This window comes from Vibrio sp. VGrn 2 (assembly GCF_009361695.1).
GTDB classification, from domain to species: Bacteria; Pseudomonadota; Gammaproteobacteria; order Enterobacterales; family Vibrionaceae; genus Vibrio; species Vibrio diabolicus.
In genome coordinates this window covers 263,698-287,068 of the sequence record NZ_RBWD01000001.1, presented here as the reverse complement: position 1 = coordinate 287,068, position 23,371 = coordinate 263,698, and the positions used below count along the sequence as shown (strand labels likewise).

General features: G+C 45.4%; 18 protein-coding genes. 9 read left to right on the top strand and 9 right to left on the bottom strand.

Features of this window, described 5'->3' with window-relative positions; genetic code table 11:
* Positions 1-90: 90 nt before the first annotated feature.
* From D8S93_RS01375 to D8S93_RS01365, 3 genes are all read left to right on the top strand, one after another.
* Positions 91-882, top strand: a complete 792-nt coding sequence (locus D8S93_RS01375) for a DeoR/GlpR family transcriptional regulator (protein ID WP_006742414.1) — start codon at positions 91-93, stop codon at positions 880-882.
* Positions 883-1,059: 177 nt separating this feature from the next.
* Positions 1,060-2,619, top strand: coding sequence for a glycerol-3-phosphate dehydrogenase (gene glpD, locus D8S93_RS01370; protein ID WP_047008912.1), 1,560 nt, complete (start codon positions 1,060-1,062; stop codon positions 2,617-2,619).
* A 286-nt stretch (positions 2,620-2,905) separates the two neighbouring features.
* Positions 2,906-3,853: a CorA family divalent cation transporter gene (locus D8S93_RS01365; RefSeq protein WP_152811695.1), complete on the top strand. Its 948-nt coding sequence runs from the start codon at positions 2,906-2,908 to the stop codon at positions 3,851-3,853.
* A 72-nt stretch (positions 3,854-3,925) separates the two neighbouring features.
* Here D8S93_RS01365 and D8S93_RS01360 read toward each other — a convergent pair whose 3' ends face one another.
* On the bottom strand, positions 3,926-5,110 hold the full coding sequence (locus tag D8S93_RS01360; protein WP_152811693.1) for an NnrS family protein: 1,185 nt from the start codon (positions 5,108-5,110) through the stop codon (positions 3,926-3,928).
* A gap of 184 nt (positions 5,111-5,294) precedes the next feature.
* Between D8S93_RS01360 and D8S93_RS01355 the strand changes: the two genes are divergently transcribed.
* Positions 5,295-5,846, top strand: coding sequence for a gamma-glutamylcyclotransferase family protein (locus tag D8S93_RS01355; protein ID WP_134647118.1), 552 nt, complete (start codon positions 5,295-5,297; stop codon positions 5,844-5,846).
* A 69-nt stretch (positions 5,847-5,915) separates the two neighbouring features.
* Here the strand turns inward: D8S93_RS01355 and D8S93_RS01350 are convergent, their stop codons facing one another.
* Entirely contained in the window at positions 5,916-6,248 is a 333-nt protein-coding gene (locus D8S93_RS01350) for a tRNA-binding protein (RefSeq protein WP_005494151.1), read from the bottom strand.
* A gap of 176 nt (positions 6,249-6,424) precedes the next feature.
* Here D8S93_RS01350 and D8S93_RS01345 point away from each other — a divergent pair, with 176 nt between their 5' ends.
* Entirely contained in the window at positions 6,425-7,423 is a 999-nt protein-coding gene (locus tag D8S93_RS01345; protein WP_152811691.1) for a substrate-binding domain-containing protein, read from the top strand.
* 15 nt (positions 7,424-7,438) lie between these two features.
* Here D8S93_RS01345 and D8S93_RS01340 read toward each other — a convergent pair whose 3' ends face one another.
* The 7 genes from D8S93_RS01340 to galE all read right to left on the bottom strand — a co-directional run bounded on the left by D8S93_RS01340 (position 7,439) and on the right by galE (position 16,580).
* Positions 7,439-8,143: a 3'-5' exonuclease gene (locus D8S93_RS01340; RefSeq protein ID WP_152811689.1), complete on the bottom strand. Its 705-nt coding sequence runs from the start codon at positions 8,141-8,143 to the stop codon at positions 7,439-7,441.
* Position 8,144: 1 nt separating this feature from the next.
* Positions 8,145-9,986 (bottom strand): DUF294 nucleotidyltransferase-like domain-containing protein, encoded by a 1,842-nt coding sequence (locus D8S93_RS01335; protein WP_152811687.1) that lies wholly within the window; start codon positions 9,984-9,986, stop codon positions 8,145-8,147.
* A gap of 63 nt (positions 9,987-10,049) precedes the next feature.
* Entirely contained in the window at positions 10,050-11,735 is a 1,686-nt protein-coding gene (locus D8S93_RS01330; RefSeq protein WP_227483953.1) for a sodium/sugar symporter, read from the bottom strand.
* A 345-nt stretch (positions 11,736-12,080) separates the two neighbouring features.
* Positions 12,081-13,145 (bottom strand): galactose-1-epimerase, encoded by a 1,065-nt coding sequence (galM, locus tag D8S93_RS01325; protein ID WP_193621562.1) that lies wholly within the window; start codon positions 13,143-13,145, stop codon positions 12,081-12,083.
* Positions 13,146-13,154: 9 nt separating this feature from the next.
* Complete coding sequence (galK, locus tag D8S93_RS01320; RefSeq protein ID WP_152811685.1) at positions 13,155-14,315, bottom strand: galactokinase; 1,161 nt, start codon at positions 14,313-14,315, stop codon at positions 13,155-13,157.
* A gap of 109 nt (positions 14,316-14,424) precedes the next feature.
* The gene (locus D8S93_RS01315) at positions 14,425-15,477 is read right to left on the bottom strand and encodes a UDP-glucose--hexose-1-phosphate uridylyltransferase (RefSeq protein WP_152811683.1); all 1,053 of its coding nucleotides are present in this window, start codon (positions 15,475-15,477) and stop codon (positions 14,425-14,427) included.
* Between the two features lie 83 nt (positions 15,478-15,560).
* A complete protein-coding gene (gene galE / locus D8S93_RS01310; protein WP_319802956.1) occupies positions 15,561-16,580 on the bottom strand; it encodes a UDP-glucose 4-epimerase GalE in 1,020 nt (339 codons plus the stop codon).
* Between the two features lie 380 nt (positions 16,581-16,960).
* Between galE and ebgR the strand changes: the two genes are divergently transcribed.
* From ebgR to D8S93_RS01285, 4 genes are all read left to right on the top strand, one after another.
* Positions 16,961-17,947 (top strand): transcriptional regulator EbgR, encoded by a 987-nt coding sequence (gene ebgR, locus D8S93_RS01300; RefSeq protein ID WP_025591165.1) that lies wholly within the window; start codon positions 16,961-16,963, stop codon positions 17,945-17,947.
* A gap of 347 nt (positions 17,948-18,294) precedes the next feature.
* Positions 18,295-21,393: a beta-galactosidase subunit alpha gene (ebgA, locus tag D8S93_RS01295; protein ID WP_319802944.1), complete on the top strand. Its 3,099-nt coding sequence runs from the start codon at positions 18,295-18,297 to the stop codon at positions 21,391-21,393.
* A gap of 3 nt (positions 21,394-21,396) precedes the next feature.
* On the top strand, positions 21,397-21,849 hold the full coding sequence (locus tag D8S93_RS01290; RefSeq protein ID WP_152811681.1) for a beta-galactosidase subunit beta: 453 nt from the start codon (positions 21,397-21,399) through the stop codon (positions 21,847-21,849).
* Between the two features lie 78 nt (positions 21,850-21,927).
* The gene (locus D8S93_RS01285) at positions 21,928-23,361 is read left to right on the top strand and encodes an amino acid permease (protein WP_006742400.1); all 1,434 of its coding nucleotides are present in this window, start codon (positions 21,928-21,930) and stop codon (positions 23,359-23,361) included.
* Positions 23,362-23,371: the final 10 nt, after the last annotated feature.

The following is a 23,371-nucleotide window of genomic DNA, read 5'->3' as shown; positions in this document are numbered from 1 at the left end:
CTCGCTTACTTCTCACAACGCGCAAATTCGAGCACAATAGAGCTTCGAATTTGAAGCATTGGCCGTTACCAATGCACAAGGGAGTGGTAAGTGAAGCAAATACCTCGACACCAACAGATTGTTGAGTTGGTGAAAAAACAAGGCTATGTCAGCACGGATGAGTTGGTAGAAAGATTCAATGTCAGCCCACAAACCATCCGACGCGATCTTAATGAACTCGCCGACGACAACAAAATTCGTCGTTATCACGGTGGTGCAACCATCCCTCTCAGTTCTGAAAACACATCTTACAACACGCGTAAAGCGCTCAACTTCAATGAAAAAGATGTCATTGCAGACGAGGTGGTCAAGCACATTCCTGATGGCGCGACTCTATTTATTGATATCGGCACCACACCAGAAGCGGTTGCGCGAGCGCTCAATAAAAACCATAAACAGCTACGCGTGGTTACCAACAATATCAACGTGGCAACCATTCTCTTCCCCAACCCAGAGATCAAAGTCATCTTAGCTGGCGGTGAAGTTCGAAGTCGCGATGGCGGTATTGTTGGAGAAGCCACTCTCGACTTCGTTAAACAGTTCCGTCTCGACTTTGGCATTCTTGGCATCAGTGGTATCGACTTTGATGGTTCACTGCTGGATTTTGATTATCACGAAGTAAGAGTCAAACAAGCGATCATCGACAACAGCCGCAGTGTATTTCTTGCCGTCGACCATACCAAGTTCGGGCGCAATGCCATGGTGAAGCTAGGCAATATCGCTCAGCTCAACATGATCTTTACCAACAAGCAGCCACCAGAAGAAATCTTGTCGATTTTAAAAGAAGCTTCAATTCCACTTGAAGTCGTTGAAGCGAACGAGACAAACTTCGAAAACGAGTAGTTTCAATCACTAATTTGCCTCTCAAATGACCTCTGTCTTAATTAGGCAGAGGTTTTTTTTGTGCCTAAATCACACAAAACGCTCACAAACGAAAATAATAGATGATCACAAACGAAACCTAAGCTAGGATTAGATCATGTTCTAAAATGCTCGTTCGCTCACCAAGAGGTCAAATTTATGAGTATACAAAAAAATGCTTCCACTACTAGCTCATCCACTACCTTAGACTTGATCGTAATTGGTGGCGGCATCAACGGGGCTGGTATTGCGGCAGACGCAGCTGGCCGCGGTTTGAGTGTTGGCTTATACGAAGCAAATGACTTCGCGTCCGCTACTTCTTCGGCAAGTTCTAAACTGATCCACGGCGGTTTACGCTACCTTGAACACTACGAGTTTCGTTTGGTTTCGGAAGCGCTCGCAGAACGTGAAGTTATTCTTCGCAAAGCGCCTCACGTTGCCCTACCAATGCGTTTCCGTTTGCCTCATCGCCCATTCCTACGTCCAGCTTGGATGATTCGCTGTGGTCTGTTCCTTTACGATAACTTGGGTAAACGTACGACTCTGCCAGGCAGCAAAACAGTCAACTTAGCGAAATCGGGCTTGCTAAAACCAGAAATGAAAACCGGTTTCGAATACTCTGACTGTTGGGTTGATGACGCGCGTTTAGTATTACTTAACGTTCTGGCTGCTCGTGAAAACCATGCAGAAGTACGTAACTACTGCCGCGTAGAAAAAGCACACCGTGAAGGTGGTATCTGGCATGTCACAATTCATGACGTGATGACAGACCAACGTTTCGAACGCAAAGCAAAAGCACTAGTAAACGCAGCTGGCCCTTGGGTAAAACAGTTCTTTGATGATGGATTAGAGCAAGCCTCTCCTCGTAACATTCGCTTAATCAAAGGCTCGCACATCGTTGTTCCTCGTATCCACAACGAACCGCAAGCCTACATTCTTCAAAACAAAGACAACCGCATCGTATTTATGATTCCTTACTTAGATAAGTTCTCAATCATTGGTACAACAGATGTGGAATACAAAGGTGACCCACGCGAAGTGGCAATCTCAGATGACGAAGTCGATTACCTCATCGACATCGTAAACCAACACTTTGTCCACCAGCTGACTCGCGAAGATGTGGTTTGGACATACAGCGGTGTTCGTCCTTTATGTGACGATGAATCTGACTCTCCGCAAGCGATCACACGAGACTACACGCTAGAACTCGATGCGGAATACGACCATGCACCTCTGCTTTCTGTCTTTGGTGGTAAGCTGACGACCTACCGTAAGCTGGGTGAAGCGGCAATGAAAAAGCTGGCTCCTTTCCTACCAGAGATGGGAAGCGACTGGACGGCAAATCAAACCCTACCTGGTGGTAACTTCAGCTGTAGTCGTGAACAATTAGCTAAACAAATTCATGCTAAATACGCTTGGGCGCCAGAAGCATTGATTCTTCGTTACGTGACACAATTTGGTACCCAAACGTGGAACTTAATGGAAGGCACAGCAAGCGAAGCTGACCTTGGACACGCGTTCTCATCGCAAGCCGGCGGTGTTTACCAACGTGAGATCGACTACTTAATGAACCATGAAATGGCAATGACCGATGAAGACATTTTGTGGCGTCGTACCAAGCTTGGTCTGTACATGAACGATGAAGAAAAGCAGGCTTTATCGGACTATTTAAAAGAAAAGCTACAACAGAAAGTGGTTAATCTTTCTCAAGTTGGCTAACTGCTCCTCCCCTCCCTACTAGAAAGCCTGCCTCGTTGCAGGCTTTTTTATTTTGCTGTTTTTACACCACACTTTGGCTTGCTTCACTTGATTACAAATAAGAGCAACTATTCATAGACATTTAGCGTTAAATGCAATCATACTCATTTAAATAATTATCCCTGAATAACTTCATGGAGCTAGGTTCAGAACGTTATCACTGATGCATTTCACGGAAAATAATGCAGCGGAAGAGCACAGGCTCTTTCCGAGTTATTTGGGGAAAGGCTCAGACAAGGAAAAGAAAATGGGTTTTATGATTGAACATTGGGATTTTTCAACCCCAGAAGCAACTCAGCAATCCACAACGGCGGAGCAGATTCAAGCCAAACATTGGTACCATTGTGAACGGCTGCATCCCGATATTCGTGGCTGGCTAGAGCAAAACCAAGTACCACGTGCCACTGTTGATCACCTGTTAGCCGACGAGAGCCGACCGTCTTTCCACCCTTTGGATGACGAGAACTTCATGTTGATTTTACGAGGCGTCAATATGAATGGCGATGCTTCACCAGAAGACATGCTCAGTATTCGAATTCTCTATTTTCAAGGCGCACTGATTTCAACACGTAAGATCCCATCGCGTGCCATCATGGAAATTCGTCAAGCATTGGCGGAACACAAAGGTCCGAAAAGCCTTGCTGGTTTACTTCATCAGATTATTGAAGGATTAAATAGCAAAATAGACGTTTACCTCGATACGATTGAAGAGACGTTAAACCAGTTTGATGTGAATGATGAATCGACGTACAAGCATATGGCGACTCAAAAAGCGCTTATCTCCATCAAACGTTTTATTCGCCCTCAGCAATATGCTATTCGTGATCTCGTTGAATCAGAGTCCGAGTTGGTGGCTTTAAGGCCCCATCAATATCGCTTCGCCCACAATAATATTACGCGCATAAATGAAACACTTGAGTTTTATCTTGGAGAAGTCGCTCTCTTTCAAGAAGAAATCAAACATCATCGTGACGAGAAAACTAATAAAAACAGTTATCTATTTACCTTGGTGGCGACTATTTTCTTGCCAACCAGCTTCCTAACAGGTTTGCTTGGCATCAACATTGGCGGTATGCCAGGCGTGGAATCTGCCATGGCGTTCACCTGGTTCTGTATCGCTTTAATTGTCATCTTTGCTCTAGAGTGGTGGCTATTCAAACGTTTGGGGTTCACGAATAAAACGGACGACGAATAAGCGCTAATCCTATAAAGAACAAAAATCAAAAGAGGAGCGTGCTGCTCCTCTTTCTCTACTCACATTAGCGCCCTATCCGGGATAACCATCAACGCGAGGGGTAATAAGCATCACGCCAAAGCGCCACACAAACAGGCCAAATGCGACAATCCATAACCCGCCGCTGATATCAATCCACAGCATCATATTGGCAGGATCAAATATCACGGCAAAACTGCGAACCAAAGCTGCCGCGGTAATCGCCGCAAACGCAAGGCTCATGTTCGGACCTTTGTAGATCATGCGACCAGTATGTCCCATCGTCACGCGTGCGATCATCGCTAAAATCAAGCCGCCTAATGCACCTATCGCAAACAGGTGAATCAGGTTATGGCTGGCAAATGCATCTCCCCAAGTGCCTCGCAAAATTAAGCTTAGTGGCAAACACAAATACGCAGCATGCAGCGACCACACTAAAGGCTCGCTCAGGGTTAACCAAGGTTTCCAGCGAACAAAACGCACCAACTGAGCAACTCCTGCAAACAGCATCAACGGATTGCCTAATTCTGCAAACGTCACAGGGAAAAAGCTCAGCACAAATAGCATTACCAACGGCAAGTTCGCGAACCATTCTAACCAAGCCTGTGGTTGCGCTTTTTCGAAATTAAATCGACGCGCAGTAAAGAATGGAATCACACGTCCGCCCATGATCGACAATAACAGCGTAAACCACCACAACATCGCCTGCCATACAGCAGAAGAGCTAAACGGCGGCATGCCTTTTATTGTTGCGTAGCTTGCAAAGTTCGCAAAAATGGCCAAAAGAAACAGCGGCACAAAAAACAGATTACGCCAACCTTTGGCTCGATAAACACGAATGCCTACCTCATAGGCAACAAACAACAAAAATACCGCTTCAATGCTGCTGGTTAACCATAACGGCGCTGGCGTCCAGAGCAATATTCTAGGTGCTAACCACAAGCCAAATAAGATCAAAAGCGTGTAATGCTTGGTGCCACTAATGCCAGTCCAGTTTTGTACTGCGGTCAGTACAAAACCAACCACAATCACCATCGAAAAGCCGAACAACATTTCATGAACGTGCCACCATAATGCCGGTACAGTTAATGCGTTTGGCTGTCCGCTCTGGAACATCCACACCCACAACGCGATCGCAACAATGGCGTAAATCGATCCAAACAGAAAAAACGGCCGAAAGCCTAATCGCAGCCATGCGGGGATTTTTTCTTCCACTTTTTTATCGGTGATATTCAGCATTATCTTGCCCTCAAGCGTCTCTTGATGCTGGTTAACTCAACTACAATATTGATGCTACCACAAACATGCATAAAAAATACATGTTAATAGTTAAGATTATACTTAAGAGGTAAAGTTGTGCTTCAGAGGCGGGTTAGGTATAAACGGTGAGAGACACAACCATCAGTTAAGGGATGCAACGAAGATGTACATATTTGGCTATGGCAGTTTGATTAATTCTGCGTCGCGTAAGTTAACCGGACAAACGGGAGAAGCCATTCCCGTCATTGCTCATGGACTGGTGCGATACTGGGGAAAGATTGATGACAGCTACACTCTGTCTCCTCTGGTTGTAAACCAAGGCGATGGGCAGGTCAACGGCGTTTTACTCGAAGTGAATGAAGAGGCTCTCGCAGAATTCGATCGCCGTGAGCGTGGTTATCATCGTATTCAAATTCAGCCAGATCAAATCGAATCGGACGCGAACTTTAACCAAGAACATAGCATCTGGGTTTACGTAAAAGACGAGCCATTACCACCGTGCGTAAAAAGCCCAATCATGCAAAGCTATGTCGATACCGTGCTAGCAGGTTGCTTGGAAGTATCTCATGCGTTTGCAGAGCATTTTGTGCGTCACACCATTGGCTGGCAACACGCAAAAGAAAATGACCGCCACCAACCTAAATATGGCAACCTTGCAGGCGTGCAAGAGCATCATTACGAGTTGATTGATAATCTGATTGCCCAAAATTCGTAGCTCAATCCCATCTGTAAAAACAGCTCTAAACTAAGAGCTGTTTTTACAGTAGAGCGACCAGTGAACTGATTAAACAATTCTCACCCCAGTCGGCATCGCTCTTTCTGGCGTAAGCAACACACTTTCGGATTCATCATCCGTTTCTGCGCACAACAACATACATTCTGAGGTTTCGCCGCGCATTTTGGCTTTGGCAAGATTACACAACACGACCACTTGTTTGCCCATCAACTCTTCCTCGGTGTAATAAGGTACTAAGCTGGTTACGGTTTGCAGTGTTTTTTCACCAATATCAATTTGCACAATGTACAGCTTGTCTGCATTTTGATGACGAGCCACTTCAATGATTTTTCCGGTACGAATTTCCAGTTTGGCAAAATCAGAGTAAGCAATAGTTTCCATAATTAAAACCTCAGTAAAGTTTTACTAAAAAGATAACGTTTACACTATCAGTAAGCTTAATAAATACAAGTGGTAAAGATCTCATTTCCGAAAGCAAATCTTCTATCAAATTGCACTTATTACACAATGGGTGTTTAATACTTCCAGTCAAAATTTTTAGCCACTAAAGGTTCTATATGGCAACGATCAAGGATGTCGCGAAAGAAGCCGGTGTTTCGGTCGCAACGGTTTCTCGCGTGATCAACAAGTCCCCAAAAGCCAGTCAATCATCGGTAGAGTCGGTCACCAAAGCAATGAGCAAATTGGGTTACAGACCCAATGCCGCAGCTCGCGCACTGGTGAGTCAAAGCACAAATACCATGGGTGTGTTGGTGAGTGATGTGTCCGATCCTTTCTTCGGCACGCTGGTCAAATCCGTCGATAATATCGCGCGCGAAAATGGCAAACATATCTTGATTGGCAACGGGTATCACAATCCAGATGATGAGCGTCAAGCCCTAGAATTGCTGATCAACAGCCGTTGCGATGCAATAGTCATCCACTCGAAAGGCTTATCTGATGAGGATCTAATTGGCTACGCCCAAGAAGTGAAAGGTATGGTGCTTATCAATCGACATATCCCAGAGCTTGCTGAGCGCTGTATTTCCCTTGATAACCGCAAGGGGGCATTCCTCGCGACAGAATATTTGATTCGTCACGGGCATCGCAAAATCGCTTGCATTGCCTCATCCCACGATATCGAAGATACCGATGAACGCTTGCAAGGTTACCAAGCCGCATTGAAAGAACATGGTATTGAACTCTCCAAAAGCTACATCGAATACGGTGAGCCCAACAGTGATGGGGGCGAAGTTGCGATGACCAACCTGTTAACCAAATCTTTGGAGATTACTGGAGTGGTGGCCTACAACGACTACATGGCCGCTGGCGCATTGGCAGCGTTAGATCAAAATGGCATTGACGTACCAAGTAAGGTTTCTATGGTCGGGTTCGATGATGGCTTGATCGCCCGCTTTGTTCACCCTAGCTTGACCACTATTCGCTACCCAATCGAGATGATGGCAGAACGCGCCGCCCGTTTGGCTTTGGCGCTATCTCGTGACGAAAAAGTTGAAGATGAAACCATTATTTTTAGCCCAACGTTAGTACGAAGAAACTCTGTCGAGCGTTGTTGATGTACGCGTTAAATGTTAGCGCGAAGCATTAACTAAAACATGTAATGGCGCAGATGAAAGGCCAAACAAGCAATTAATCTGTGCTAGATATAGTTCGGCAGTCGCTATCGCATCATTTAGTGCGTTATGGGCTTGATATGTTGGTAGGTTGAGTTCCTTTCGAATTGAACTTAACCGCCAGTCAGACCGAGTAGGTCTCAGTTGGGTGCGATATTGCTCGATTTTTAATGTATCTAACCATATTAATGGCAACTTCAAATTCTGGTACTTTATCTTGATGTATTGCTCTAAAAACCTCTGCTCCATAATGCAGCCATGTGCAACAAGAATTTTACCAGCAATTACATCCAGCAACTGAGTGAAAGCAGCTTGTTCTGAAATCCCCGATACATGCAACGTTTCAGGCCTAATATGGTGAACTTTGACTGACTCATGACAAATATCAATTGCATGATTAATGAAGACATGACGTGCACTATTTAGACGAATATTGCTGTTTCGAATTTCTACCCATCCAATACTGATTACTCTATCTACTTCAGGATTAAATCCTGTCGTTTCAAAGTCCAAGACTAACGTGTCTAACTCTCTAGCATCCGATAAAGCGCCAGGTAGAGGCGTATTTCCTATAGAGTTAAATACATCTGGCAAGCTAGATTTTTCTAGTTCTCTGCGCACCTGTTCTAGATGTTCAATTGACTGGAATGAGTAGCCAAACATACTAAGAGCCAAATTTCATTTTTAACGTGTCTTGATAACCGCGTATTATGCGAAAAGCATCTTTGAGGTGTTGTCTTTCAAAGCTGCCAAAATGCTCAGGAAATATAGCATTCGTTACTGGCTTTCCACCTTGTAAGCATTGCAGCTGATGTGAGTAACGTAATTGCGTTACATAACGATAAGTCCCTATCAAGTCTTGATGTGAAGTGCTATTAATCAATCCTGTATCATACGCAAAATCGAATCTTTCTTCCGTTGACAACATTCCTCCGCCTTTATGAAGAGCATAAATTCTAGCGATATCGACCAACAGACCAACCGCAGACTTTTTAATATTCAGCGATTTCTCGTTGTGACCATTGTTTTCTAACACTAAGTTATTGAATATCCCTAGTGGTGGACGGTGTGATATTAAATTTCTAACTAAGGCTGCGATTAAATGAGGGTTATTTTTGGTACACCGCTCGCGTTCACTATTTAGTTCATCAAATAGTGACCTATCCCCGGAAATAAAGCGCACTTCAAGAAAGACATTAAGATTTAGTAACATATTGTATTCTGGATTGTTTGCCCATTTTCTGTAGAGCTGCTTCCAGATGAATAATGGCTGATTCCACGTTGGTGTAGCCGCCATAAAACGCCCATTACACAAAGGGTACCCGCATTCCGCTAATCCTTTACATATATACATAGCAAAATGTCGAAAATAAATTCGGTCACTTTCTGTTGCTGAGTCATCAAGTACTAAAGCGTTATCTTGATCAGAACCTAAGTGAACCTCTCCTCTCGCATGCGAACCCGCCGCTAACCAAGCATAATTACAAGGAGGTAAACCCACGTTTCTTTCTGCCAATTTAATCAATCGACAGGTAAAGGCATCATAAATCATCATTAAAACTTGCCCAACTACATTGGCTGGCAAATGCGATTCTATCATCGCCTCAAACACTGCCTGACGTTCTTTTACTAACAATGAAAGCGACTCTAAGCTATTACACTTACTGATTTTTTCAATCAAAAAAACAGCCTGGATGCCATGCCTCTGAACTAACTCTTGAGGGCTAATCAAACCTAAAACTTGTTTATTTTTGTCAAGAACAGGGATGTTACGAATATTGTGTTTCATCATCAGATTGAACACAGAAATCACGGGCTCATTTTGGTCAACACTCTGAGGATGAGCGTTCATAATATCCTCAACAGGTCTATAGATATTAAACGCCTCAGCAACCACTCTACTTGTCATGTCAGTCTCGGTAACCACTCCAACCAATGCATTGTCATTGGTAACCAAGGCACAAGTGCAGCCTTTTTTACTCATGATTTGTGCCACTTGCTGGATACTTTGGTTTTTATGCACCACCACAACATTATGATTGGCTAAATCTTTAGCCCTTTTAAAAAACAGGCTTTTTTCTGCTTGTGAATACTGTGCATTAATACTTGAAGTGAGACGTTGACTTGCACGGATTGCAATCTGGTTAACAACATTTTCAAAATTCGAAACTTCTTTTAGTAAGAACGCATAATTAATTTTATATATTAAACAATTTTCAATGGTTTTTACTTTATATTTATCCTGTTCTAAATTAAATCCAAATACATCATTTTCGCCTAATCTAGCTCTTAATTCACCATTAGGAAATCTCTGTTCGATAACTCCAGCTCGAATAATATATAAATTTTTTCCTTCAGGCATAACTAAGGAGACACTCTCTCCCTTTCCCCAATAAACAATATCTGTGTTCGTAGCGATAGCATCAAGAACATGGTCAGGAAGTAAATGAAATGGCTCTATCGTTTTAAAAAAAGAAACGACATTTGGCAGCAAGGTTGAATCCATATGACACTCTTTTAATTAGAAAAACTCCGCTCAAAAAAGAGCGGAGTATAATAAAGAATGTTTTTACCAGAACAATGTATATAACACTGCCAAAACAATCATTATGCCGTAAGAAGCGATATTAAAGCTTCGATCTGTTACAAACATCGATGATGTAACACTAATACCTTTAGGATCATCATCATTAATTGATGTGCTCAAACTTGTAAATGCGATAACAACCATTGTAAACAATAATGTGTATAGCATTTGATCCATAAATGGCATGGAAAGTGGCATAAATTTCAAGAACAAGGCAAATGGTATTGATGCTACTACACCAATAATAGCCCCTTTACTGGTTGTTTTCTTCCAAAATAAGCCAAGTAAGAATACAGCCAAAATTCCAGGGCTAACTAAACCTGTATATTCTTGGATGTATTGGAATGCTTGGCCAATACCACCTAACATTGGAGCAATTAGGCAGGCAATAATTAGTGCCACCACAGCTGCAGTACGCCCAACATTCACCAACTTGTGGTCACCTGAGTCAGGAGAGATATACTCTTTGTAAATATCCATAGTGAAGATAGTGGCTGTTGAGTTAAGCATTGATGCTAGTGAAGAAACAATTGCAGCAGCAAGAGCCGCAAAAACAACACCTTTAACACCAACAGGCAAGAACTGAGTTAGCCAAGGGTATGCTTTATCCGCATGAGCAGCACTTGGAAGGTTTGTTGCTGCAATATCACCAAGGCTTGCCATTAGTTTTGGGTCCGAAGTAATAACGTAAGCGGCAATACCTGGCAATACCACCAGAAACGGAACGATAAGTTTCAAAAATGCAGCAAAAACAATACCTTTCTGAGCTTCCGATACTGATTTTGCAGCAAGCGTTCTTTGAATAATGTACTGGTTAAATCCCCAATAGTATAAGTTTGCTACCCAAAGACCACCAATTAATACGGCAATACCAGGAAGGTTCATGTATTGTGGATTACTTTGATCCAAGATCATCTCAAAGTGGCCTGGAGCGGCATTGACCATTTTAGACAACCCAGCGAACCAACCGTCCGTACCACCAATAAAGCTCACTGCCATGTAGGTAGTCATAAAACCACCCAAAACTAAGAAGAACACTTGAATGACATCGGTCCATACTACTGCCGATAAACCACCGTAAATTGAGTACACCAACGCAAACAGCGCAAGACCTAGAATTGAGTACATCAACGGAATACCCAAAATGGTTTCGAGAGCCAAACCACCTAAATACAGTACTGAAGTTAGGTTTACAAAAATGTACAAGGAAATCCAAAAAACGGCCAAAATTGTTTTTAGTTTTTTATTGAATCGTTTTTCAACAAATTCAGGAATGGTATAGATTCCTTTTTCAATGAAAATAGGTAGAAAGTACTTACCAACAATAATCAATGTTATTGCCGACATCCATTCATAAGATGCGATAGCCAAGCCGATTGAATAGCCTGAACCAGACATTCCTATAAATTGTTCCGCAGAAATATTTGCAGCAATTAGCGAAGCACCGACAGCCCACCAGGGCAAAGATTTTCCCGCCAAGAAATAATCTTCCGTACTTTTCTGAGTGCCTTTTTTATCACGAGATACCCAAAGTCCGACCCCAATGATAATTGCGACATAAATGGCGAAGACCATTATGTCGATAAAGCTTAGACCATGTTCTATATTCGACATCAGTTTCATCCTGTAGTTTTGTTTACGCCGCAAAGTGTAAACGTTACCACCCAAATGAAATGCAACTCAAATCACACATATTGATACATATTACGCTAAAAACCTTATAACGAGCTAAAGATCACAAATATTAAGAGAAGTGTCATTTAATTAAAATACTCTAAAATCAACAAAAATGTAAACGATAACAAAAAAGGTAAAACGAAGAGTAATAAGTAGGAAATTACGGGGAGCATCCACCGTACAGTATTGTGTCGAAAGTGAGGTAAGTGATTTAAACTTCCTAGTAAAAATACATATCAAAAACAAAAAAGGTGGGCATGTAGCCCACCATAACACCCAAAGTCGTTGGAGTTGCAGCATCGCTGCCGCTGCAAGTTCAAAGGGCAGAAGTGCTATCTAAAATTCAAACTGATAAGTAGTTTGATGCTGATAGCAATCCCCAGAGACCAACACCCCATTGTTGAGTCCCCATTCTGGTTTGTTTGGCCCGTCTGGAAAGTATTGCGTTTCCAATGCTAGGCCGTCATAGCGTTCGTAAGTTTTACTTGCACCTGGCGTACCGGCTAAGAAATTACCTGAATAAAACTGGATGGCAGGCTTGGTGGTTTTCACCTTCATCACCACATCTTCTTTTGGTGCAATTAAAACCGCAGCGACAGACACGCCATCGGTCACTTCAGGCATGAATACAAAGGCGTGATCGTAGCCACCAGCGGTTTTCTGATCTTGCTCAGCAAGAAATTCTTGGCCAATCGATTTTGGCTCAGTGAAGTCGAAACTGGTACCCGAAACTGGTTTTTGTTCACCGGTAGGAATTAACCCCGCATCCGTTGGCAAGTAATGCCCAGCATTGAGCTGTAAAGTATGATCCAAACTTTTCGCGCGACTCGCCTCACCAGCCAAGTTAAAGTAGGCGTGATTGGTTAAATTCACTGGCGATGTTTTGTCGGTCTTAGCATCATAGGCGATAGCTAATTCATTCTCATCAGTGAGCGTGTACGTCACCTTCACATCGAGATTTCCCGGATAGCCTTGGTCACCGTCCGGGGAGCGAAGTGAAAAAGTGACCTGTTGCTCATTTTGCTCTTCAACCTTCCAGCGGCGTTTATCAAACCCTTCCAGCCCACCGTGCAGTGAGTTTTCACCGTTATTGATACCAAGTTGATACTTCTCTCCGTCTATCTCAAACTGCCCCTTCGCAATTCGGTTAGCAAAGCGGCCAACAATGGAACCGAAATAAGCGTCTTGCTTCATGTGTTCAGCCATATTTGGTGAGCGCAACAACACTTCACGGTTTTCACCATTTACCGGTAATGTGCAACTCAACCACGTCGCACCGATATCCATAAACGACGCCGTCATGCCACTCGCGTTGGTCAAATGAATCAGAGTCGCAGTTTGGCCATCAAACGACGGCGTTTGCGCCATCGCTTGTTCTAGTTGTTGAAAATAGGCTTTCATCATCATTCCTTACAGCACTTCAACCAAACCCGCACCATTTTTGGCTTGGCAAACATAAATCGACTCTTTTAAGCCCGTAGCCGCTTGGTACTTCGCTTCAACTGCCGCTTTCACATCATCAACCAGTGCTGGCGGTACAAGTGCCACGATGCAACCACCAAAGCCACCGCCAGTCATGCGCACGCCGCCTTGATCGCCGATCACCTCTTTGACTATCTCCACCAGCGTATCGATTTCTTTTACCGTGATTTCGAAATCATCGCGCATCGAGGCATGAGACTCGGCCATCAGCTCACCCATGCGCTTCATGTCGTGTGCTCGTAGCGCTTGTGCCGCTTCCACCGTACGATCGTTTTCTGTGATGACGTGACGGGCACGTTTTGCCACCATTTCATCCAGCTCAGCGACTTTCTCGTTGAACAGCTCAATCGTCACATCACGCAAAGCTTTCACACCGAAAATGCGCGCCGCTTCTTCACATTGTTGACGACGAGTGTTGTATTCACTGTCGACCAAACCACGTTTTTTATTCGAGTTGATGATCACGACGGCCATCTCTTCTGGCATGGAAACCGATTCCGTTTCTAGGCTACGGCAGTCCAATAGCATCGCGTGATTTTCATGCCCTTCCGCTGAAATCATTTGGTCCATGATGCCGCAGTTACAACCGACGAATTCGTTCTCAGCTTGCTGACCGTTTAACGCGATTTCGGCTTGGCTGATCTCAAGATTGAACAACACTTTAAACGTTTGACCGATCACCACTTCCAATGCCGCCGATGAGCTCAAACCCGCGCCTTGAGGTACGTTGCCGCTGACTGAAATATCCGCCCCAGTAAACTGGTAGCCACGCGCCAGAAGACACTTCACCACGCCGCGAATGTAGTTCGCCCATATTTTGTCTTGCTGGAAGGTAATGGCTTGCGTGATATCGAATTCGTCCATTGCGTTACCGTAATCGACCGACACCACACGCACGATATTGTCTTCACGCTTTGCCGCCGCCACGACCGTTTGGTAGTTAATGGCACACGGTAGGACAAAACCATCGTTGTAATCGGTGTGCTCACCAATCAAGTTCACACGACCAGGCGCTTGAATAATATGGCTAGGTGCGTAGCCCAACATTTGCTCAAATGACGCTTTCACATTTTGGATAAGTTCAGACATAGGGACGTTCTCTTAAAATAGTAATTTGTGTGGGATAGCGCGTTGAGCCTAACTTTCTATCTGTAAAGTCGCGCTATCCCGTTATTCGTAATCAGTCCAATTTAAAGACTTAGCATTCTTTGTAGTGGACATCACTCACATCACGCAGACGCTGCGCCGCTTGCTCTGCGGTAAGGTCACGTTGGCTTTCTGCCAGCATTTCGTAGCCCACCATGAACTTACGAACCGTGGCACTGCGCAGTAGTGGCGGATAAAAAAGTGCATGAAGCTGCCAATGGTCGATGTCTGTGCCTTGGTCAAAAAACGGCGCGTAGTGCCAGCCCATTGAGTAAGGGAAAGAGCATTGGAATAAATTGTCGTAACGGCTGGTCAGCTTCTTAATCGCTAGCGCTAAATCGTCTCGTTGCTCATCGCTGAGTTCGCTCATGCGACGAATGTGCGTTTTCGGCAACAACATGGTTTCGAACGGCCAAGCAGCCCAGTAAGGCACCACCGCCAGCCAGTGTTCGGTTTCCACCACAATGCGTGAACCGTCTTTGAGTTCCGCTTGTACGTAATCCACCAGCAAGTTGCTGCCGTGCTCTTGGTAGTACGCTTTTAGGTTGTGCTCTTTGCTCTCAATTTCATTGGGTAAGAAGCTGTTCGCCCAGATTTGACCGTGCGGATGAGGCTGAGAACAGCCCATGATTTCGCCTTTGTTTTCGAACGCCTGAACCCAAACGTACTCTTTGCCGAGCTCTTCAATTTGCTCATTCCATGTATCAATCACGCCACGAATTTTATCCACTGGCAGCTCCGGTAAGGTTTTACTGTGATCTGGCGAGAAGCAAATCACTCTGCTCAAACCGCGCACGCCTTGCGTTTTGAATAACGGGTTGTTTGACTCCGGTGCATCTGGTGAATCCACCATTAGCGCAGCAAAATCGTTATTGAACACATAGGTGCCTTGGTAGTCTGGATTGACATCGCCAGAGATACGTTCGTTGGTTGGACAAAGGAAACATTTACCGTCATAGCTTGGTAGCTCATCCAATGCGGGCTTTTCATCTGCGCCGCTCCAAGGGCGTTTTGCACGGTGAGGTGAAACCAAAATCCATTGCCCAGTCAGAGGGTTGTAACGGCGGTGTGGATGATCCACTGGGTTAAATTCGACATTCGACATGTTACTTACTCAACTCTTTAAAATTCTTCAAACTCAGCTTCCCAAAACCGTGAGAAGCGCAGATGGCAACGCGGCGACTGCAATTACTCCGGGGAATAGCCACTAGGGTTATTTGACTGCCAGTTCCACGTATCGGCGGTCATTTCAGCTACCGTGCGTGTTGCTTTCCAGCCTAGTTCACGCTCGGCTTTTTCCGTGCTTGCCCAACATTCAGCAATATCCCCAGGACGACGCGGGCATAACTCGTAAGGCACTGGTTTACCGCAAGCGGTCGCGAACGCATCCACCATCTCAAGTACGCTCGAGCCTTTACCTGTACCTAAGTTGTAAATGTGCAAACCCGATGTTTCCCCCACCGATTTCAAAGCCGCAATATGGCCGTCGGCCAGATCCATCACATGGATGTAATCACGCACGCCAGTGCCGTCAGGGGTTGGGTAGTCGCTACCGAATACCGCGAGTTTTTCTCGGCGGCCAACAGCGACTTGGGCGATAAATGGCATCAGGTTATTGGGAATTCCTTGTGGGTCTTCCCCCATGCTGCCCGATGGGTGCGCGCCAACTGGGTTGAAGTAACGCAGTAAGGTGATGCTCCAGTCGTTTTCAGCATGGAACAGATCGCTTAAGCATTGCTCCACCATATATTTGCTGCGTCCGTATGGGTTGGTGGTTGCGCCTGTTGGTGAATCTTCCGTAATCGGCACTATTTCAGGGTCACCGTAAACCGTTGCCGATGAACTGAATACGATGCTTTTCACGCCCGCTTTACGCATGCTGCGCGCTAACACCAATGAGCCATTGACGTTGTTGTCGTAGTACTCAAGTGGTTTTGCCACCGATTCGCCAACCGCTTTGAGGCCAGCAAAGTGGATCACGGCTTGGATTTCGTGCTGCGCGAATACCGTATCCAAAAAGGCTTCGTCACGGATGTCACCTTGGTGGAACGCAGGCTGTTTGCCAGTCAGCGCTTCAATACGGTTTAACACTTCCAGTTTGGCGTTACACAAGTTATCAACGATGATAGGTTCCATTCCCGCTTCAATCATCTGAACGCAAGTGTGACTACCGATGTATCCCATACCGCCTGTGACAAGAACTTTCACTTTTTGCTTCTCCACGTTTGCTGCTTTCTGTTCACACCTCACTCTGATGCGCTAAAAGCCAATCGCCATTGCATCGAATCGGTACGCCCATTTCTTAACTGGCTAAAAGTCTAGCAACCAATCTCGATCCAGATCCGTGATCGAATTCAAATTGTGTAAACGTTTTCACAAAATTACACAAAAGCCTTATTTTAGATGCTGACTTTAGTTAAATTAAACCAGGAGGATGATGAGCAGTGAAGATGAGTCGAGCAGATACCGCTCTCTTTCGTGGATCGCACGATTTTACTAAAAGTTTGTGCATCCCTAAGTAGCTGTTTACAATAGCCAGATTATTGAGTTCTCACTTGGACTGTGAGCAATGCCAACGGGAAATGTACATGGCAACACTAAAAGATATCGCCACTGAAGCGGGCGTCTCACTTGCAACCGTATCGCGAGTTTTGAATGACGATCCGACGTTGAGCGTTAAAGAAGAAACCAAACGCCGCATTTTAGAAATCGCAGAAAAGCTGGAGTACCGCACCAGCAGCTCGAAGAAAGCCACCAAAGAAGCCAAGCAAAAACATCACTTTTTGGCCTTGTACAATTACAAACAAGAAGCAGAAGTGAATGACCCGTACTACTTGTCGATTCGTCATGGGATTGAAACTCAGTGCGACAAACTCGGCATTACGCTAACCAATTGCTACAACAGCGAAGTTGATGTTGAAACGCAAAAGATCACGGGTGTCCTTTTAGTCGGGAAAGTCGACCAAAAGGTGGTCAATAAGTTACCTAAACGCCTAGCCGATAGCATCTGTTACATCGACTTTTCAGATCCAACTAGCCCTTACGATTGCGTTGATATCGACCTTGTAAGAATCAGCAAGCAAGTGGTTGATTTCTTTGTACAACAAGGCTACGAGCGCATCGGATTTATTGGTGGACAAGACGAGCCCAACACCGCAGACATTCGTGAAAATGCGTTTGTGGACTACGGCAGCCTAAAAGGTGTGGTTTCTGAAGACGACATTTATCGTGGCGATTTCTCTAGCTTGTCCGGTTATGACTTAGCGAAAGAGATGCTGGCCAAAGGCGATTTCCCAAAAGCGATGTTCATTGCTTCGGACTCCATTGCGATTGGTGTGTTACGAGCAGTGCATGAGTTTGGTTTAAACATTCCTGATGATATTGCGCTGATCAGCGTGAACGACATTCCTACCGCGCGCTTTACCTTCCCACCTCTATCTACCGTTCGTATTCATTCTGAAATGATGGGTATTCAAGGCGTGAACTTGTTAGTAGAAAAATACCGTGACGGACGCGCACTGCCCCTTCAAGTGTACGTTCCAAGCAAGCTCAAGCTACGCGGCACAACTCGATAAAAATACCTTCAAAACTGTTCAAATAAAGCACTGAATTTTCAGTGCTTTTTTATTTCTCCTTTTATTTTCTACCGAATTTTTACTGTTTTTACTTTCCCAAACAATCTAGATTTCATTCCTTTACGCTGATCACATCTTGCTCAACACTGGTCATTTAAAACGTGACCAAGTTAAAGTAAAACGTTTTCACCAATTTATTTTAGTAAAACTTTTACTAATATATTTCCCAGATTATTCATAAGCATTTTTCACAATACATCGGCCGTTGTTTTTGCACTGATGTTGAGCCGCGATGAAACCAATCCGCACTCCAACATAAGCGCACCAAGCCGAGGGGAGATCAAAACGTGAACAATTGGGAAAACTTCCAACACTTACACGAGAATCGTATGGCACCGCGTGCGTACTTTTTCTCCTACGACTCTGTTCAGAGCGCACAAACCTTTCAACGTGAACTGAGTCGCCGCTTTATGTTACTCAGCGGCCAATGGAGATTCCGTTATTTCACCAACCCAATGTTGGTACCTGATGAGTTTTACTCACAAACAATGAACGACTGGGGACACATTACCGTCCCAAACATGTGGCAAATGGAAGGCCACGGCGATCTGCAATACACCGATGAGGGCTTCCCATTCCCGATCGACGTCCCGTTTGTACCAACCGACAACCCAACGGGCGCTTATCAACGCACATTTACACTTGGTCCACAGTGGGGTAACCAACAAACCATCATCAAGTTCGACGGCGTGGAAACCTACTTTGAAGTGTACATAAACGGCGAGTACGTCGGCTTTAGTAAAGGCAGCCGACTCACAGCGGAATTCGACATTTCCAAGTTCGTCCAACAAGGCGAAAACTTACTCTCTGTACGCGTGATGCAGTGGGCCGATTCCACTTACATTGAAGACCAAGACATGTGGTGGACGGCGGGGATATTCCGTGATGTTTACCTAATCGGAAAAGAGAACATTCACGTCCAAGACCTAACAATTCGCACCGATTTCGCCGACGATTACCAAAGTGCGACGCTCAGTGCTCAAATCGAATTGGAAAACCTTTCCACCGCTATCGCGTCTGGCTATACGCTGGAATACGCGCTGCATGACAAAGGCACTGTCGTAGCCAGTGGTCAATGCGATTCACTGACTATCCAAAACCACCACTCAACAAGCTTTGCGATTGATATGGTGAGCCCAACGCATTGGACGGCTGAAAATCCTTACCTTTACCACTTGTTCATTACCTTAAAAGATCACCAAGGCAACGTAGTGGAAGTGATCCCACAACGCGTGGGTTTCCGTGACATCAAAGTGCGTGATGGCCTGTTCTACATCAACAATCAATACGTGATGCTGCATGGTGTAAACCGTCATGACAACGACCACCTAAAAGGTCGCGCAGTGGGCATGGACCGCGTGGAAAAAGATCTGATTTTGATGAAGCAACACAACATCAACTCGGTTCGCACCGCACACTACCCGAACGACCCACGCTTCTACGAGCTGTGTGATATTTACGGCCTGTTTGTGATGGCAGAAACCGATGTGGAAACCCACGGCTTTGCCAACGTTGGCGACCTGAGCCGTATCACCAATGATCCAGCATGGGAAGCGGTGTTTGTTGATCGCGCAGTGCGCCATGTGCACGCACAGAAAAACCACCCTTCTATCATCATGTGGTCACTCGGTAACGAATCGGGTTATGGCTGTAACATCCGTGCGATGTATACCGCGACCAAAGCAATTGATGACACCCGTTTGGTTCACTACGAAGAAGACCGCGATGCTGAAGTCGTCGATGTGATTTCGACGATGTACTCACGCGCTCAACTGATGAATTACTTTGGCGAACACCCACACGAGAAGCCACGCATCATCTGCGAATACGCACACGCGATGGGGAACGGGCCGGGTGGTTTAACCGAATACCAAAACGTGTTCTATGCGCACGACCACATTCAAGGTCACTACGTTTGGGAATGGTGTGATCACGGCATTCTAGCGCGTGATGAGCACGGCCAAGAGTTCTACAAATACGGCGGCGATTATGGCGACTACCCAAACAACTACAACTTCTGCATGGATGGTCTGATTTACCCAGATCAAACCCCGGGCCCTGGCCTGAAAGAATACAAACAAGTCATTGCACCGGTGAAAATCCGCGCCGTTGAAGGTTGCCATGATCGCTTCATCATTGAGAACAAATTGTGGTTCACCAACCTCGATGATTACACCATTAATGCTGACGTGCGTGCCGAAGGCGAAACCCTGCGTAGCGTGCAATTCAAAGTCGAAGCTTTGGTCGCCAACAGCGAACGTGAAGTGACCATCGACTTGCCAGAATTGGATGAGCGCGAAGCCTTTGTTAACTTCACCGTACGCAAAGACAGTCGCACGCTTTACAGCGAAGCCAACCATGAAATTGCGGTGTATCAGTTCCAACTGAAAGAAAACACCGCGACGTTGCCTGCGCTGGTCAACCACAATATTCAACCCTTGGCGCTTGAAGAAAGCCGCCTAGAGCACGTGATCACAGGTCATAACTTCGCGCTTACTTTCTCGAAAGTAAACGGCAAGCTGACTTCTTGGCGCGTAAATGGCGAAGAGATCATTCAATCAGAGCCGAGACTGAACTTCTTCAAACCGATGATTGATAACCACAAACAAGAGTATGAAGGTTTGTGGCACCCAGCGCATCTGCAAATCATGCAGGAGCACTTCCGCACACTTGCTGTGGAGGCAACCGATGATTCCGTCTTGATTACGACCACCAGCATCATTGCGCCGCCGGTCTTTGATTTTGGCATGCGTTGTACCTATCGCTATCAAATCAATGCTCAAGGCCATTTGAACGTGGAACTGAGTGGCGAACGATACGGCGACTACCCTCACGTGATTCCGGTCATCGGCTTGGATTTGGGCATCAACGGCAGCTTTGATCAAGTGAGTTACTACGGCCGTGGCCCAGAAGAAAACTACCAAGACAGTTGCCAAGCCAACCTCATTGATGTTTACCACAGCACCGTAAAAGACATGTTCGAGAACTACCCGTTCCCGCAAAACAACGGCAACCGCCAACACGTGCGCTGGGCCTCGCTCACCAACCGTCATGGCACAGGGTTATTGGTGAAACCTCAGCAAGAAATCAACTTCAGCGCGTGGTTCTACACCAACCAAAATCTGCATGAAGCACAACATACGATCGAGCTAGAAAAGAGTGGCTACATCACCCTTAACCTTGACCATCAAGTGATGGGGTTAGGCTCGAACTCATGGGGCAGCGAAGTGCTCGACTCTTACCGCGTGTACATGGACGAGTTCCGTTACGGTTTGACGCTGATGCCACTGCAAGCAGGCGATTGCAACGCACACGTGATGGCAAACCATGATTTCGACAACGCATTTTTCACTCAAACCAATACTCAATCAGTCAACGAGGCGTAACCCATGATCGTGTTAGACAGCTTAGAGCAATTCAAACAGGTATATCGCAACGGTCGTAAATGGAACCGCTGTGTGGAAGCCATTGGCAACATCGGAAACATCAAAGATGGCGTGATGCACTCGATTGGCGATTCACTGGTTTACATGGTTGAAGATGGCATCGCGAAACAAACCGAAATGTTCATCGGTAACCGTCGTTACTTCGATGTGCATTACTACCTCGAAGGCCGAGAAAGCGTTGAGTTCGCGGATAAAACCGCGTTAACACTAGAACAAGCTTATCGTGATGAAACCGACCGCGAGTTTTTTTCTGGTCAGGGTGAAACACGTGAGCTTTGCGAAGGCCAAGTGGCGATTTTTGAAAACAGTGAAGCGTACCGCTTCCACGGAGACAACCGCGTAAGAAAAGTCGTGCTCAAAGTGACCATCGAAGATGGCTACTTCCTAAATAAATAAAACAAGAGAAGGGCTGTGGTCACAGCATTACAAGCCCTTCCTCCCTACAATTCCAACGTGATTCACCGGAGATAGAACATGTCTGAATCCAAACGTAATACGATAGGCAAATTCGGGTTGTTGTCCCTCACCTTTGCTGCAGTATTTAGCTTTAATAACGTAATCAATAACAACATCGAGATCGGTCTAGCTTCTGCGCCAATGTTCTTTCTGGCGACCATTTTTTATTTCATCCCTTTCTGTTTGATCATCGCAGAATTCGTATCTCTGAATAAAGATTCTGAAGCGGGTGTCTACGCATGGGTAAAAAGCTCACTCGGCGGTCGCTGGGCGTTTATCTCTGCCTACACTTATTGGTTCGTTAACCTATTCTTCTTCACGTCTTTGCTACCGCGCGTTATCGCTTATGCGTCTTACGCGTTCTTAGGCTATGAATACATTCTGACGCCATTCACCACTACCGTGCTCAGTATGATTTTGTTTGCGTTTGCGACCTACGTATCGACAAACGGCGCGAAAATGTTGGGGCCAATTACGTCGGTGACCTCCTCCCTCATGCTGCTACTGACAATGTCGTACATTTTACTGGCTGGCGCAGCGTTGATCGGCGGCGTAGAACCGGCTGACCCAATTACTGTAGAAGCGATGATCCCTGATTTCAGCTGGGCATTTTTAGGCATTACTACATGGATCTTTATGGCGGCAGGCGGTGCGGAATCGGTCGCGGTTTACGTAAACGATGTGAAAGGCGGCTCGAAATCGTTTGTTAAAGTCATCATCATCGCAGGTATCTTTATCGGTGTGCTTTACTCAGTCGCGTCTGTTTTGATTAACGTGTTTGTTCCTAGCGAAACCCTAAAATACACGGGCGGATCGGTTCAAGTATTTGAAGGTTTGGCTGCGTACTTTGGTTTGCCAGAAGTATTGATGAACCGCTTCGTAGGCTTGGTATCCTTCACCGCTATGTTTGGCTCTCTACTGATGTGGACAGCAACGCCAGTGAAAATCTTCTTCTCTGAGATTCCAGAAGGCATTTTTGGTAAGAAAACCGTAGAGCTGAACGAAAACGGCGTACCAGCTCGCGCAGCTTGGTATCAGTTCCTTATCGTTATCCCATTGATGATCATCCCAACATTAGGTTCTAACACCGCTCAAGATCTGATGAACACGGTGATCAACATGACCGCAGCGGCATCCATGCTGCCACCACTGTTCATCATGTTGGCGTACCTGAATCTGCGCTTGAAACTGGATCACGTCGAGCGTGATTTCAAAATGGGCTCACGCAAAATGGGCATCGCTACCGTATCGGTACTGATCGCTATCTTTACAGTTGGTTTCTTAGCATCGACCTTCCCTACTGGGGCCGACATCATGACCATCATTTTCTACAACGTTGGCGGTATCGTGATTTTCCTTGGCTTTGCTTGGTGGAAGTACAGCCAATACGAAAAATCATTGAATCAGGAAGAGCGTATAAAAGAAGCCGCGCCAGCTTCGCAAGCGGTATAACACAGGCTCT

What these genes read in the sequence shown, in the direction of transcription:
- glpD (WP_047008912.1), top strand. Translation starts at nt 1,060, where the DNA reads ATGAGTATACAAAAAAATGCTTCCACTACTAGCTCATCCACTACCTTA.
- D8S93_RS01340 (WP_152811689.1), bottom strand. Translation starts at nt 8,143, where the DNA reads ATGTTTGGCTACTCATTCCAGTCAATTGAACATCTAGAACAGGTGCGC.
- D8S93_RS01365 (WP_152811695.1), top strand. Translation starts at nt 2,906, where the DNA reads ATGGGTTTTATGATTGAACATTGGGATTTTTCAACCCCAGAAGCAACT.
- D8S93_RS01290 (WP_152811681.1), top strand. Translation starts at nt 21,397, where the DNA reads ATGATCGTGTTAGACAGCTTAGAGCAATTCAAACAGGTATATCGCAAC.
- ebgR (WP_025591165.1), top strand. Translation starts at nt 16,961, where the DNA reads ATGGCAACACTAAAAGATATCGCCACTGAAGCGGGCGTCTCACTTGCA.
- D8S93_RS01360 (WP_152811693.1), bottom strand. Translation starts at nt 5,110, where the DNA reads ATGCTGAATATCACCGATAAAAAAGTGGAAGAAAAAATCCCCGCATGG.
- D8S93_RS01345 (WP_152811691.1), top strand. Translation starts at nt 6,425, where the DNA reads ATGGCAACGATCAAGGATGTCGCGAAAGAAGCCGGTGTTTCGGTCGCA.
- D8S93_RS01335 (WP_152811687.1), bottom strand. Translation starts at nt 9,986, where the DNA reads ATGGATTCAACCTTGCTGCCAAATGTCGTTTCTTTTTTTAAAACGATA.
- D8S93_RS01285 (WP_006742400.1), top strand. Translation starts at nt 21,928, where the DNA reads ATGTCTGAATCCAAACGTAATACGATAGGCAAATTCGGGTTGTTGTCC.
- D8S93_RS01350 (WP_005494151.1), bottom strand. Translation starts at nt 6,248, where the DNA reads ATGGAAACTATTGCTTACTCTGATTTTGCCAAACTGGAAATTCGTACC.
- D8S93_RS01355 (WP_134647118.1), top strand. Translation starts at nt 5,295, where the DNA reads ATGTACATATTTGGCTATGGCAGTTTGATTAATTCTGCGTCGCGTAAG.
- D8S93_RS01315 (WP_152811683.1), bottom strand. Translation starts at nt 15,477, where the DNA reads ATGTCGAATGTCGAATTTAACCCAGTGGATCATCCACACCGCCGTTAC.
- galM (WP_193621562.1), bottom strand. Translation starts at nt 13,145, where the DNA reads ATGAAAGCCTATTTTCAACAACTAGAACAAGCGATGGCGCAAACGCCG.
- galK (WP_152811685.1), bottom strand. Translation starts at nt 14,315, where the DNA reads ATGTCTGAACTTATCCAAAATGTGAAAGCGTCATTTGAGCAAATGTTG.